This window comes from Candidatus Trichorickettsia mobilis, assembly GCF_963422225.1.
In the GTDB taxonomy this organism is placed as follows: Bacteria; Pseudomonadota; Alphaproteobacteria; order Rickettsiales; family Rickettsiaceae; genus Trichorickettsia; species Trichorickettsia mobilis_B.
Map to the genome: position 1 here is coordinate 69,764 of NZ_OY728607.1, position 14,750 is coordinate 84,513.

The 14,750-nt window shown below is 35.4% G+C and carries 13 protein-coding genes; 5 read left to right on the forward strand and 8 right to left on the reverse strand.

Annotated elements, in window-relative coordinates; all coding sequences use genetic code 11:
• Positions 1–47: 47 nt before the first annotated feature.
• Both cysS and R2I74_RS00315 read left to right on the forward strand, forming a co-directional pair.
• Positions 48–1,424, forward strand: a complete 1,377-nt coding sequence (gene cysS / locus R2I74_RS00310) for a cysteine--tRNA ligase (RefSeq protein WP_316353077.1) — start codon at positions 48–50, stop codon at positions 1,422–1,424.
• 153 nt (positions 1,425–1,577) lie between these two features.
• A complete protein-coding gene (locus R2I74_RS00315; RefSeq protein WP_316355226.1) occupies positions 1,578–2,123 on the forward strand; it encodes a DNA-3-methyladenine glycosylase in 546 nt (181 codons plus the stop codon).
• Positions 2,124–2,653: 530 nt separating this feature from the next.
• Here the strand turns inward: R2I74_RS00315 and R2I74_RS00320 are convergent.
• The 8 genes from R2I74_RS00320 to clpB form a co-directional block, all read right to left on the reverse strand.
• Positions 2,654–3,483 (reverse strand): IS5 family transposase gene (locus tag R2I74_RS00320; RefSeq protein ID WP_316353078.1). Its coding sequence is split into 2 segments (ribosomal slippage): positions 2,654–3,093 and positions 3,093–3,483, totalling 831 coding nucleotides; the frame shifts between segments, so codons are not numbered across the junction.
• 60 nt (positions 3,484–3,543) lie between these two features.
• Complete coding sequence (locus R2I74_RS00325; protein ID WP_316353079.1) at positions 3,544–4,932, reverse strand: hypothetical protein; 1,389 nt, start codon at positions 4,930–4,932, stop codon at positions 3,544–3,546.
• A 379-nt stretch (positions 4,933–5,311) separates the two neighbouring features.
• Positions 5,312–6,016 (reverse strand): class II aldolase/adducin family protein, encoded by a 705-nt coding sequence (locus R2I74_RS00330; protein WP_316355229.1) that lies wholly within the window; start codon positions 6,014–6,016, stop codon positions 5,312–5,314.
• Entirely contained in the window at positions 6,003–6,563 is a 561-nt protein-coding gene (locus R2I74_RS00335; protein ID WP_316353004.1) for an IS630 family transposase, read from the reverse strand. The genes R2I74_RS00330 and R2I74_RS00335 overlap by 14 nt, the downstream gene beginning before the upstream one ends.
• A complete protein-coding gene (locus R2I74_RS00340) occupies positions 6,557–7,042 on the reverse strand; it encodes a helix-turn-helix domain-containing protein (RefSeq protein WP_316353080.1) in 486 nt (161 codons plus the stop codon). Before R2I74_RS00340 ends, R2I74_RS00335 begins: the two co-directional genes overlap by 7 nt.
• 141 nt (positions 7,043–7,183) lie before the next feature.
• Positions 7,184–8,362, reverse strand: a complete 1,179-nt coding sequence (locus R2I74_RS00345; RefSeq protein WP_316353082.1) for an acetyl-CoA C-acyltransferase — start codon at positions 8,360–8,362, stop codon at positions 7,184–7,186.
• 142 nt (positions 8,363–8,504) lie between these two features.
• On the reverse strand, positions 8,505–9,494 hold the full coding sequence (locus R2I74_RS00350) for an alpha/beta fold hydrolase (protein ID WP_316353084.1): 990 nt from the start codon (positions 9,492–9,494) through the stop codon (positions 8,505–8,507).
• Between the two features lie 178 nt (positions 9,495–9,672).
• Complete coding sequence (gene clpB / locus R2I74_RS00355) at positions 9,673–12,240, reverse strand: ATP-dependent chaperone ClpB (protein WP_316353086.1); 2,568 nt, start codon at positions 12,238–12,240, stop codon at positions 9,673–9,675.
• A 140-nt stretch (positions 12,241–12,380) separates the two neighbouring features.
• Between clpB and R2I74_RS00360 the strand changes: the two genes are divergently transcribed.
• From R2I74_RS00360 to hslU, 3 genes are all read left to right on the forward strand, one after another.
• Complete coding sequence (locus R2I74_RS00360) at positions 12,381–12,539, forward strand: hypothetical protein (protein WP_316353087.1); 159 nt, start codon at positions 12,381–12,383, stop codon at positions 12,537–12,539.
• A 321-nt stretch (positions 12,540–12,860) separates the two neighbouring features.
• Positions 12,861–13,409: an ATP-dependent protease subunit HslV gene (gene hslV, locus R2I74_RS00365; protein ID WP_316353089.1), complete on the forward strand. Its 549-nt coding sequence runs from the start codon at positions 12,861–12,863 to the stop codon at positions 13,407–13,409.
• On the forward strand, positions 13,406–14,746 hold the full coding sequence (gene hslU / locus R2I74_RS00370; RefSeq protein ID WP_316353091.1) for an ATP-dependent protease ATPase subunit HslU: 1,341 nt from the start codon (positions 13,406–13,408) through the stop codon (positions 14,744–14,746). Before hslV ends, hslU begins: the two co-directional genes overlap by 4 nt.
• Positions 14,747–14,750: the final 4 nt, after the last annotated feature.

Here is a 14,750-nt window from a genome sequence, read left to right on the forward strand (position 1 = left end):
ATATTTAAACATATAAAATAAATACATAAAATATATCTGAAAATAAAATGCAATTATTTCTAAATAACACTAAAACCAGAACTAAAGAAATATTTAGACCTATAAATAATAACTTGGTTAAAATGTATGTATGTGGACCAACAGTATATGATCATCCGCATATTGGCAATGGTAGATCAGTAATTATCTATGATATTTTATATCGAATGTTGATTCATCTTTTTGGCAAAGGTCAGGTAGTATATGTACGTAATATCACCGATATTGATGATAAAATCATCGATCGTGCAATGGAATTACAAATTAGTATCGAAGCTTTGACTCAACAAACGACTAAGGATTTCCATGAAGATATGGCTTATCTTCAATGTTTAAATCCTAATATTGAGCCTATAGCTACTGAGCATATTGATTGTATGATTGAGATTATTCAGAAACTCATAGCACTAGGAGCGGCTTATGTAATAGATAATCATGTTTATTTTGATATAACCAGCAGTATAAATTATACCGAATTATCAGGTCGTACCATTGACGAAATGATATATAATGTAAGAGTTGCCGCAGATGAATCGAAAACACATCCAGGAGACTTTGTTTTGTGGAAACCGATGGCCGGTACTGATATATCAGCCAATTTTGATAGTCCTTGGGGATGTGGACGGCCAGGGTGGCATATTGAATGTTCAGCGATGAGTTATAAATATCTTGGTGAAAATTTTGATATTCATGGTGGCGGTGCTGATTTAATTTTTCCACATCATACTAATGAAATTGCGCAAAGCAAATGTGCTTTTCCCGGTTCCAACTATGCCAATTATTGGGTGCATAATGGATTTCTTACTGTTAATGGTGAGAAAATGAGTAAATCTTTAGGTAATTTTATTACCGTTCGTGATTTAATTATTAAGGGAGTAGATGGAGATACAATTCGTTTGGCGCTACTCGGAGCACATTATCATAAGCCATTGGATTTTAATGATAATACTCTTGCGAATGCCACTAAGACACTAAATTATTGGTATCGAGCGGTTGAAGGTATATCATATGACTATTTACCAGAGGTACCATTAAACTTTATTGCCAGTTTGTTGGATGATATGAATACATCTCTAGCTATTAAAATCATTAATGATTATGCAAAATTAACTTATTTATCAACCACTAATAATGAGAAGAAGCTTAACGCTTCATCAATGCTGGCCTGTGCAAGATTTATTGGTCTGATGGAAAAATCAGCTGCAGCATGGTTTAAGCAAGATATTAATGATGAAGCTATTATTAGTTTAATTAATCAACGTACTCAAGCCAAAAGAGATAAAAACTGGCAACTTGCCGATAAAATACGTGAACAACTATCTAAGCAGGGGATAGTATTAGCAGATAAGGCTGATGGTACTACAAGTATACTCGGTAAAAATTGAGAATTGCGTTGTCGAACGCGTAAGAATCTGCGATGCGAAACAAACTAAAGTGTACGCTCCGTTTCGCAGACGGAGGAACTCCTAGCACTTCTTCAATTTTGACCTTTGTCTACCTCGACTCATGCTAATTTAATTTTCGGTAGAGATTCACATATAATGACTAGACTTAGGCAAACATTCTTTGAAAATCATGTGGTGGAAGTAGCGCAAGGGTTGCTTGGCAAAATACTGGTGTTTCAACAATATCAGGGAATTATTACTGAAACCGAAGCTTATAGAGGTACGGATGATGAGGCTTCGCATGCATTCAAGGGACCGACTAATCGTGCTCGAATAATGTTTGGATCTCCAGGGGTAAGTTATGTGTATCTGATTTACGGTATGTACCATTGTCTAAATATTGTTACCGAGCCTTTAGGGCAACCAAGCGCAGTCTTAATTCGTGGTCTTAAGCTATTATCTCCATCTTCTGTATTATTGGATGGTCCAGGAAAAATCTGTCGTACTCTGGGAATTAATTTAATTCATAATGGTATTGATATAACTACAAATGATATATTGTATGTTTTAAATAATGACACGACTTCGCTTACCATCAACCAACAATTTATTGCTACAAAACGAATTGGTATTAACAAGGCTACGGATAAATTATGGCGATTTACTATAACTGCAGATCATGTTTATCCAAAACCTTAAGTCATGCTTACCAATTTTGAAAACCTAAATTCTGTCCAAAAGACAATAAATCCTGCAGCTGCTTGATGGCAAACTACTGTTGCTGGTATAAAACTAAAGACGAGAGTGTTCATTGGGAAGGCGAAGCAATCCAGAAAAAACTCAGGCGTCAATAAAATTGGCTGGATTGCTGTGGCCACTAACGTGGCCTCGCAATGACGATTCTTACTTTAATTGACACAGTTCATTGAACACTCTCCTAAAGACTGATAGTTGCCATGAAATAATTGTAAAATCATGGCAACTGATTTTGCCAGCACTTTAGTTAGTATAATATTTCACAATTGTGAGAACTCTGAATAATCATAATTTTGTTCATCTCTTCCTAATAAAGGTGAAAGCACATCTGGACTCTGTTGATTTTGTGCATCAATAATAATCATAGGTGCAAATTCCTCTAAACTTGAGATTTGTGTTACTTCCCCTAGTTTAGTTTGAAGCAATACTGCCGTTATCGGAGATAGATTAATATAATAGACCTCTTTCGAAACTCATTTACCAAGATCCCAATTATATAAACCAGCAATTAAATTGAACCTAAGACCAAATCTTTTGCGTCTATTTCGATATTTATCAGCAATTATTTTAAAACGCTTTAACATACCTATAACATTTTCATTTAATACTCTGTCACTTGCTAAACTTCTATTATTTTTCTTATCTTCTTTGGTTAAAGCATTCTTTTTACTCTTTTTCTTTGGTAGCTCAGAATTTGTATGAATCTTCTGTAAGCCTTGATAACCAGTATCAGTAATCACTTTAACCTCAGGCAGTATATGGGTTCTTGATTCTTTAAATAATTTAAAATCATGACGCTTACCATTGGAAAAAGAAGTGCATATGACTCGTTTGCTTTTCTTATCTACTACTATTTGAGTCTTTAACGTATGTCTTTTCTTTTTACCTGAGTAATAGTATTTCTGTTTTTTTGGGGTCGCTCTATAGGGCTTTCTGTAGCATCTATTAAAACTAATTCATACTCCATACCGCTTTTAACTAGAGCCTTCTTACCTGGAAGAGCAAAATCCGGATGTTTTATTAGAGTGTCTTCAACAAAACGAATTGTTTTAAATGCACTGCTTTCGCTAACCCCATAATTCTTAGCTATATGAAAATAGGTACGGTATTCCCTTAAATATTCAAGTGTCATTAATAGGCTGTCTTCCATACTAAGACTAGCTCTTCTGCCACCTTGGTACCTCCTATTTATTTGTTTCTCTGTCTTTAAAATCCCTACCATCTTTTCGAATGTACTATTTCTTACCCCAGTTAATCTTCTAAAATGCTCTTCCGATAAAATGCTTAAATTTTTATATCTCATATAGTTCTAAATTAAGTAAATTCGACTTTATAGCATATTTAGTCCAGTTTCGAAAGAGGTCTAATCTTGAAATGTTGTGCGTAATCCTGAATTTTGTTGTAAATTAGCGATTAGTTGTTCCTTAAGCTCTGGATTGTTAGCGACAATATCTAGCAGTTGATCTATGCGTGCAGGATATTTTTCATAAAATTCTAACGTTTTTATATGCAGATTTTGATCCCATTGACTAAATCCACTAAAGCTATTCATGCTATTAAGAACAAACTGATCTCCATCTTTGCTATAGTCTGTTTTTAATAATTCAGGGGCAAGTGTACTTAAGCCTAAGCAATTTAATAGCATACATCCTATATTGAGCTTAACTGTTTTTAGTTCACTTAGAGCTGTCATTAGTTCTGGATTGATTTGTTCTATAAAATTTAGAGATTGTTCTACATTCTGGACTGTCTCAGGAGACTGTTGCATCATATTTATAAACTCGTTAGTAACGCGTTCTTGTAAAGCTGCAAACTGATCTTCTTCTAAACATTCTTTTATATCTATTAAATGTTTTGTAATTTCTGGATTAAGCTTGAATAGATCATTGGCAGTATTACAAGCAAATTCTGGATTAAGTTTGAATAGATCATTGGCAATAATACAAGCAAAAATTTCTCCTAATTTTTGTTGTATGTTTTTTTGTACAGCAAGTTTATATTCATTATCTAACGTGTTTAGTATTGCATGCTGATTATCGAGCACATGAGTTAGCTCATATAATATAGAGTGTTTAGTAGCTGTCTCATAATCTATGTCTGCTCCAACAATTATAAGTTTTTTAGCTAGTATGACTATGTTATCCAGTTCATTATCCAGTTTATCTGTGTACAGCTTACTATTCTCTAATAATTGCTTTATGTGTGCTCCAGCAGTTACAAACTTTTGGTTTAGTGAGAAGATTGCTTTGTCTAGTTCATCTGCATCTAAGCTACTATTTTCTAAACTACGTCTAGCAGTTATAAATTTTTTAGCTAGTGAGATTAGATCATCTAGTTCATTTGTATACAAGCTACTATTTTTTAATATTTTTACTTTATAAGTTATAAATTTAGCTTCAATAAACTTTGAGATTAGTGCGTTTACATCATTAGTCAGTTCATTTGTGTTCTGGAGGTTATCTAATGTGCGCTTTAGTCCAGCAGGTAGTTCAGTCGAAAGTTTAAGGTATTTATTAAATTTGATCCTAAATAGGCCAATTATATCACTTAAATGTTTATTGCATAGGTCGTCACCGCTTCCTCCATTTTCTAGAAACTGTTCAACTGTAGTTTGTATAGAGGTTTCATATTCTACAAGTGATTTGTTGCTAGAATTAGCAAAACTTCTAATTCTAGCAGGTACCTTATGTAATGGCTTACCCTGAAGATTACTCCAATCATCAATATTTATAACCCTCGGCCGTCCTTTCATAATTTTTCTCTCAATATTTAGTTCTATTTAAAAATTATAGATATTATTTTAGTTTCTGTCAAGTATTATTGATATAATTATATAAATAATTAGTTTTATATGTATGTGACCTGATTTTTATTGCGATATAATTTTTTAAGCATGTATTGACGTTAATAAGTATAAGCGACAGATAACGATAACTAGATATAAATATTAATATGATAACAATTGAATTTCAAAATAAAGAGCCGGCTCCGGAACATAGTTAATAGTGATTTGAGGAATGGAGCTTACGAAATTTTGGAAGAGTAATTCTTGAAAGATGCGGAGTATATAGCTATTAATTTATAGGCTTCACTCCTCTTACGTCTAGCACTCAATCCTACTAAATTGACTACTATAACTGAAGATCATGTTTATTCAAAACCTTAAGCCATGCTTGCCAATCTCGAAAACCTAAATTCTGCTCAAAGGACAATAAATCCTGCACTGCTTGCTGACAAACTGCTGTTGACGGTAAGACTAAAGATTGATAATTGCCATGAAATAGGCATTGTGTTTTACAGGCTTGCTCCAAATGATAAGTATAAAACATGGCTTCATGAATAGTGCGACCGGAGGTAATTACACCATGATTGCGTAAAAACATTACGTAATTTTTTTGTAAATCCTGTATTAGATCGACTCCATGTTGCAGCTGATCTAATGCTAATGAATTATAGTTATGATATGAAACTCTATTATAAAAATGTAGCGCCCATTGACTGATAGGTAATAACCCCTCTTTCATTGCAGACACTGCAACTGTAGCTGGAGTATGGATATGAAAAATAGCATTAATATCAGATCGTGCCTGATAAATCGAACCATGAATGACGTATCCTGTTTTATTATATTGCTCTTCGTAACCGTCAATTACCGTGCCATCAAGATTTACTGTCAAGAGATTAGCTACTGTTACTTCTTCAAAGCGTAAACCAAATGGATAAATATAGTAAAAATCTGCTCCTTCAGGTCTTGCCGACAAATGGGTATAAGTATGGTCATCAAGCTGTAGCATTGATAGAATGTGATACCGATTGCAATAATTAACACGGTGTATTTATCCAGTCTCTATACATAATTGATTTTACTAAATCTACATTCTGAGCAAGTTGATTCCAAGCGTAACAAGCCATAGTGACAATATCTTCATATGCACCGTAACATTGGTTAGACAAGAAATGATTTTTGATCCACTCCCAAACTTGTTCCATTGCATTAAGTTCTGGTGCATAAGGCGGAAGCGGTATCAAAGTGATATTGCTTGGAACAGTTAGTTTTTTGGCTGTGTGCCAACCTGCATTATCCATTAGTAAAGCTATATGTCGGTTGCTTTGAGTAGTGAGAGAAAGGTCTTCTAAGAATTTATTCATTGCCCGTGTGTTGGCATATGGTAAAATTAATGCAAAAGATTCTCCCGTATCATGGCAAGCAGCTCCGTAAATGTATGTTGAAATGAATTGCTGTTGCCGAACTTTACGGGGTCTAGTGCCGCGTTTAGCCCATATACGAGTTAAGCTACCTTGTTGCCCAACTCGAGTTTCATCCTGAGACCATATATCAACGTTACATCTATCGATATTTTTTGGTAATAATTCTGTTAACATGTCTGGGAAGTTTTTTTATATGTATTTTGAGTCTCTTGATTTGACTTTGGATGCATTGAACGAGAAGTAATCCAGCTAAAACCAAGGCGATGCATAGTATTGTAGACTGTTTTTAAAGCGCATTTAGCGCCATATTCCTCAAGCAACATGTTATGTAGCTCCTTTGCGGTTATATACCCGCCAGTTTCACTTTCACTGAGCATATTGATTTTATCAAAAAGAGCAGATTCTTGTAGAGTGTTAATCTTCCTAGGAGCGCCGCTTCTTTGTGATTCAAATAAACCTTCAAAACCATGATTTCTAAATCTTCTGAGCCATGATTGCACGGTTTTCCAGTGCAACTTCACTATTGCAGATATGGCTTTAAAAGATTTGCCTAATTGAAGGTGATACATCGCCAATAAACGTATGCGATTCCGACCATGCGGCTCATGTTTCATCATTTTTATAAAATCATGATCATGAAAACCTAGCGGCAATATTAACTTAGCTATTTGAGTACCTTTTATCCGTTAAAAATCCATTTTAGGCCACCGCGTTAATTATTGCAATTGGTATGATAAGCTGCAGCAAGGTTATATTTAATATCGTGAATGTTCATGACTTGATGCTCATGAACTTCATCTACTGACACATATGGCTATTCCCATACCACCACCAATACAAAGTGTTGCCAGCCCTTTTTTAGCCTGACGAGCAATCATGCCATTGATTAATGTTACTAGCACTCTTGCTCCACTAGCACCAATAGGATGACCAAGAGCTATTGCTCCACCACTAACGTTAACTTTACTTAAATCCCATTCTAGTTGTTGATTAACATAAATTGCTTGAGCAGCAAAAGCTTCATTGCATTCAATTAAATCGAGATCGTTAACGTGCCAATCAGCTTTTGCTAAAGCTTTTTTTGCTGCTGGAACGGGGCCAGTACCCATGATACTAGGGTCTACTCCAGCCTCAGCAAAAGATACTATCCGCACTAAAGGAGTTAGATTATATTTTTTGATAGCCGCTTCAGAAGCTAGCATCATTACTGCTGCACCATCATTAATAGTTGAAGCATTACCAGCGGTGACAGTACCATTTGGATCAAATGCCGGACGTAGTTTTGCTAGCGCTGCAATATTGCTATCAACTCTTATACCTTCATCTTGGTCAAATATTATATTTTGTTTTTTTACATTAATTTCTATCGGTACAATCTCATCTTGAAAATATCCAGATTTTTGTGCTTGTGCTGCTTTCTGATGCGATCCCAGTGCGAACTCATCTTGCATTTGCCTAGTAATATTAAATTTTTTAGCAATATTTTCAGCAGTAATTCCCATTAAATTGCCAGAGAATACATCTGTTAACCCGTCATATTGCATTAAATCAATCATATTAATCGATCCTAGTTTAGTACCAGCTCTAATGTAAGCCCCATGAAGGCCAAGCGACATATTTTCCTGACCACCAGCAAGAATAATTTCTCCATTACCTAGAGCTATCGATTGTGCTGCCAAACATACAGTTTTTAAACCCGAACCACATACTTTATTTACCGTAAAAGCTGGTACTTCTTGTGGAATGCCAGCCAAAATTGATGTTTGCCTTGCCGGATTTTGACCGGCGCCACCGGTTAGTACTTGACCGATAATCACTTCATCAATAGCGCTAGGGGCGATGGCACTTGAGTGCAATATTGATTTGATCACTGTTGATCCAAGTTCTGGTGCAGTTAAATTTTTTAAGCTCGATAATAAAGAACCAACGGCTGTTCTTTTTGCATAGGTAATATATACTGCTTTATCATTCATTAGACTTTCCTCCAAACTCTCTGATAGTGGTAATTTTGTTGTCGAAATTCGTCTGCGCTCCTCACGTACAAGTAGTACGTTGCGGTGCTCGTCTATAATTTCTCCTAAAACTTCCTCACTACCAGAGAGTTTGGAAGGAAGTCTATTGTTTTTCCTCAAACCATGATTTATACATTTGAAAAAATTTTCCGTAAGCATTTTTTAGTAAATAACTAATATGCCCACCTTCAACTTCTATTATTGTAGAATGTTTTAAATTTTGAAGCAAAGTCAAAATAGATGACATTGGTGCAATTTTATCTGTTCGTGCTATTATTAAGCTCACTGGAACATTGATTGTTGATGGATCGATAATATTATTATTTATCTGCCAAGAGTTGCGAGCTGGTATATTTGCAGTTACTAGCTCTCCGGTAATCTGAAAATAAGTTGCTGCTGGTAGGTCATAGCCAGACATTAACCAATGCTCAATTTTAAAAAATAATTGCCGATCTTCTTCTAAATCTAAGTCACAATATCTGACAATTTTAGTGTTGAAATATTCTGGCGCTAAAAAAAAGAATAAAATTTTGGTATATATTTTAGGAATTACTGGTAATGATTGGATGTTTTTGTCTAAATCAAGATATTGTTGAATTTGATAATTAGCACTAAAATGAGTGAAATCCCAGGGCGTAGTGAGTAAAGTTAAGGTTTTAACTAGTTCCGGTTTAATTACTTGAGCTGCTATTGATAAATTTCCACCTATACAGTGTCCTATTAAGTTTATCAAATTCTTTGTAGTATTATTTAATATATCTAAAGCATGTGCTAATTCCAATACGTAATCATCAAGCGAATAATCAGCATCGGTAATGGATTGCCAATGAATCAAATATACTGTACCTAACTGTCGGAGCTTGCTGACTAAACCGCCGGTTTTTCCTAAAAATAAAATTTCTGGAGAATTAAAAATCGAAGGTACAACTAAAATTACTCGGTTGGTAACAGTTTGATCAGCTTGATACTTTAAAATTCGAAAATTCTTGCTGGAATATTCAATAGTTGTAGCTTGTAATATGAACTGATTGCCAATGTTATTTTTGTTAATAAAATCATTATATTGGCCAACATATTGTTCGTATTGCTGCATATAATGTATCCTGAGTATCCTGAGCGCACAATGTTCTCGAACACAGATGGTTCATTCTGACAGAAGGGTCATCCCGAACTTGTTTCGGGATCTTATGAAGTCCTGATGAGATCCCGAAACAAGTTCGGGATGATAGCTGTTGTGAGTTCGGGATGACCTTATGTATTCGGATGACAACTCAACCAATCACTAAAACTCCATCCTCTATTGTTATTTTTATAACATCATTACTGTTAACTTTACCAGCTAATAACAATTTTGCCAGCTTATTTTGTAGCTCTCGCTGAATCACTCTTTTTAATGGCCTGGCGCCAAACATTGGTTCATAGCCCTTTGTTGCCAGCCAATTTATTACTGCTTCATCAAATTCTAATTTAATATGCTGTTGCATCAAATTATTACACAAGCCATCCAGCTGAATTTTTACAATATCATGGATATTGCTCCGGCTTAGCCGATGGAATAAAATAATCTCATCTAATCTGTTTAAAAATTCTGGCCTAAACGCTGCACTTACATAAGCCATTACCTGGTCTTTAACTTTACTAGTGTCTTCGTTCTCTGGTTGATTAATTAAAATCTCTGCTCCTAAGTTGGAAGTCAAAATAATAATAGTATTTTTAAAATCAACAGTGACCCCTTGGCTATCAGTTAATCTACCTTCATCTAATATTTGTAACATGACATTAAAAATATCTGGATGCGCTTTTTCAATTTCGTCAAATAAAATTACCTGGTAAGGACGTCTGCGCACTGCCTCAGTTAATATCCCTCCTTGTTCATAGCCAACATATCCTGGTGGGGCGCCAATTAAACGTGAAACTGCGTGCTTCTCCATATATTCGGACATATCAATTCTAAGGCTAGCATGACGATCATCAAACAAAAATTCAGCCAAAGCTTTACTTAATTCAGTTTTACCAACGCCGGTAGGTCCAAGAAATAAAAATGAACCCAAAGGGCGATTAACATCCTGTATACCGGCACGTGAGCGGCGTATTGCATCACTAATTGCTGTTATTGCTTCGTCTTGTCCAATCACTGATTTACGTAATTGTTCTTCCATTTGTAGCAGCTTATCACGCTCACTTGATAACATTTTATCAATTGGAATACCGGTAACTTTGGAAACAATAATCGCAATATCGCTCTCTGAAACTGCTTCTCTTAACAGTTTATTACCACTTGCTGCCTCTGCTTGTTGTAGCTTTTTAGTTAATTCTGGAATGGTGCCATATTTTAATTCACTGGCTATTGCAAGGTCAGCATTACGTTCTGCACGCTCAAGTTCATGGCGAGCACGTTCTAAATCTTCTTTAATTTTTTGACTGATTTGCATGGTTGATTTTTCAGCTTGCCATTTAGCAGTCATATCCAATGATTTAGCTTCCAGTTCATCTAAGGTTTTGATTAATTCAGTAACTTTTTTCTGTGAATGCTCGTCAGTTTCTTTTTTAAGTGCAGCAAGCTCGATTTTGATTTGAATAACTCGACGGTCAAGCTCATCAAGTTCCTCAGGTTTGCTAGATACCTCAATTTTTAAGCGACTTGCTGCTTCGTCCAATAAATCGATCGCTTTATCTGGGAGATAACGATCGGTAATATAGCGATTAGAGAGGGTAGCAGCAGCAATTATCGCATTATCAGAAATTCTAATACCATGATGCAGTTCATAGCGCTCTTTTAACCCACGTAAAATTGAAATAGTATCGGCGACTGTCGGTTCACTGACATATACCGGTTGAAAACGCCTAGCAAGTGCAGCATCTTTTTCAATATATTTCCGGTACTCATCTAAAGTAGTAGCGCCAATACAATGCAACTCACCGCGAGCTAACATCGGCTTGAGTAAGTTTGAGGCATCCATCGCACCGTCAGTTTTACCGGCTCCCACTAATAAATGTAGTTCATCAATAAATAATATGATCTCACCACCGGCATTCTTGATTTCGTTTAATACTGCTTTTAATCTTTCTTCGAATTCACCACGATATTTTGCTCCGGCAATCAACGCACCCATATCAAGCTCAATAATGCGGCAATCACTTAAAGTATCCGGTACATCTTTATTAAAAATTCTAGTGGCTAGACCTTCGATGATTGCAGTCTTGCCAACTCCAGGAGCGCCAATTAATACCGGATTATTTTTGGTACGACGTGACAATACTTGGATAGCTCGTCTAATTTCTTCGTCGCGACCGATAACCGGATCAAGTTTACCTTGTGCTGCTTTCTCGGTAACATCTCGGCCGTATTTTTTTAGTGCCTCATAGGTACTTTCTGCACTTTCACTATCTGCTACTCGTCCTTTTCTAAAACCCGTAATGGCGCTAGTTATTTTTTTTGATTCTCCACCAGCTTGCTGTAAAATCTTGCCAGCAATGGTATTATCGAATGATAAAGCTTCAAATAGACGTTCAATGGTTACAAAACTATCATTATTATTTTTGGCAAGTGTAATAGATTTATCTAATATTTTTAATAATTCTGAAGAAGAATAAAGTTGTCCGCCACCGGTTACCTGTACTTTAGGAAGTTTATTTAATTCAATATCGACATTTTGATTGAGCTGGTTGATATCAATACCAACCAAGTGAGTCAAGTTATTAATAATACCAGTCTCTTCATTTAATAATGCATATAATAAATGTAATGGTAAAACCTGCTGGTGGTCATTAGCAGCTGCTGTATTTTGTGTCTTGCTAAGTATAGATTTTGCGTGAGCAGTAAATTTATCTATATTCATAACTAACTCCTAATCAATTCCAAATAAACATTTAACATTCTTAATATATGATCATCGACAAAATAATTATCAAGTGATAATAATGATTTTAGATCGATCTAAAATTTATACAAATAATTAATTAAAAATGGGTTGTTAATATGGCAAAAGTAACTTTTAACGATAGTAAGACTGAACATGGTAGTATAACTATTACGGGAGCAGCTAACTTGAATCTTAATCCAATTGCTGAACTAGGAGATATTAACCTTGGCGGTGGTAACATAAACTTGCTAGGAGCAGATAACTTAAACTTTTGATTTCTTTAATCATCATCGTCATGATGATAATGATCCTGAAGGTGGTGCAGGAGCATGTGGAGTGCTAGTTGGTGAAGATGCTTCACAAGGAATTGAGGTGTATTAAACTGTTATTACTTTCTTTTTATTTTAATCTGAGTTCAAGCAATGCTTGGGCTCAGATACTTGCTTCAACCAACGCTGCGCTGCTAATCTAAACTAATCAAAAGTTATTTTTCTTACATTAACTTCAGCATAAGACTTGCAATTTAGTCGTGAAATGTTTATTTGATTAATATCAAATTATTTTTTATTGAACTTAAGTGATATTAATCAAATTTTATGTCAAATAACATAGCATTACATGGCACTACTATATTGTGTTTGCGTAAAGGCAATGAAGTAGTCATTGCTGCTGATGGTCAGGTATCATTTGGCAACACTATCTTAAAATCTACTGCCAGAAAATTACGAACATTATCCAATAAAAATATTATTGCCGGTTTTGCCGGTTCTACCGCTGATGCGTTGACGTTATTTGAACGACTGGAGGCAAAGCTTGAGAAACATTCTGGGCAACTGGTTAGAAGTGCGGTAGAGTTGGCAAAAGATTGGCGTACTGACAAATATTTAAGACGCTTGGAAGCAATGCTTATTGTTGCCGACAAGCATAATATCTTGATATTAACTGGTAATGGTGATGTAGTTGAGCCGGAAGATCATATAGCTGCAATTGGTTCTGGTGGATTATACGCTTTGGCGGCAGCTAAAGCTTTAATGACCATAGAGAATAATCTCACTGCAGAAGAAATTGCCTTAAAATCTATGCATATTGCCGCTGATATTTGTGTGTTTTCTAATCATAATATTATTTTAGAGAAAGTAGTATGAGTAAAATTTCCAAGAAAAATATCATGGGGCTAACGCCAGCCCAGATTGTTGCTGAGCTGGATCGATTTATCGTTGGTCAGTTTGATGCTAAAAAAGCTGTGGCAATTGCCTTAAGAAACCGTTATCGCCGTCGGTACGTAGACATCGCAATGCGTCAAGAGATTGTACCAAAAAATATTTTAATGATTGGTCCAACAGGGGTAGGTAAAACTGAAATAGCTAGAAGACTTGCTAAGTTGGCCGGAGCACCGTTCATCAAAGTAGAAGCAACAAAATTCACTGAAGTGGGTTATGTTGGTCGGGATGTGGAGTCAATTATTCGTGATTTGGTTGAGGTGGCTGTAACTACTCAAAAAATTAATGCCAAAAAAGAAGTAATAGCTAAGGCTGAAGCTAAAGCAGTTGAAAGAATCCTTGATGCAGTAGTAGGGAAGTCAGCTACTGAAGAAACCCGTGATAAATTTCGTAGCAAAATTTTAAATAATGAATTGGATAATACCGAAATAGAAATCAATGTTGCGGATACTGCGCCAATCGGTGGTGGTAGCTTTGAAATCCCAGGAATGCCTGGAGCAGCCATGGGAGTTTTAAATATTGGTGATATGCTTGGTAAAGCTTTTGGTGGTAGTAGTAAAACCAAACTACGAAAAATGACTGTTAAAGAAGCCATTGAGGTGATCATCTCAGAAGAATCTGATAAATTAATTGATCAGGATAAAATTACTGCTGCAGCTTTAAGTCTGGTTGAAAATGACGGTATAGTATTTCTTGATGAAATCGATAAGATTAGTTCGCGTAATGAAGCAAAAGGCGGAGAGATCAGTCGTGAAGGGGTGCAAAGAGATTTATTGCCATTAATTGAGGGTACTAATGTTAGTACCAAATACGGGACGATAGCAACTGATCATATATTATTTATTGCTTCTGGCGCTTTTCATTTATCAAAACCATCTGATCTATTGCCTGAGTTACAAGGGCGGTTGCCAATCAGGGTAGAATTAAACCCTTTAACTAAAGACGATTTGGTTAAAATTCTTACTGAGCCTGAAGCTAGTCTAATTAAACAATACATGGCTTTAATGGGCACTGAGGGAGTTAAATTAAAATTTACTGATGCAGCAATAATTAAAATAGCTGATTATGCTACAAGTTTTAATGCTGAAGTTGAAGATATCGGCGCTAGAAGATTACATACTATTTTAGAGAAGTTGTTGGAAGATATTAGCTATAACGCTAGTGAGCTCGAGGATAAGAACATCGTTATTGATGATAATTTTATTGACAAACAATTATCGAACTGGGTTAAGAATATTGATTTGGCACGTTTCATTTTGTAATATA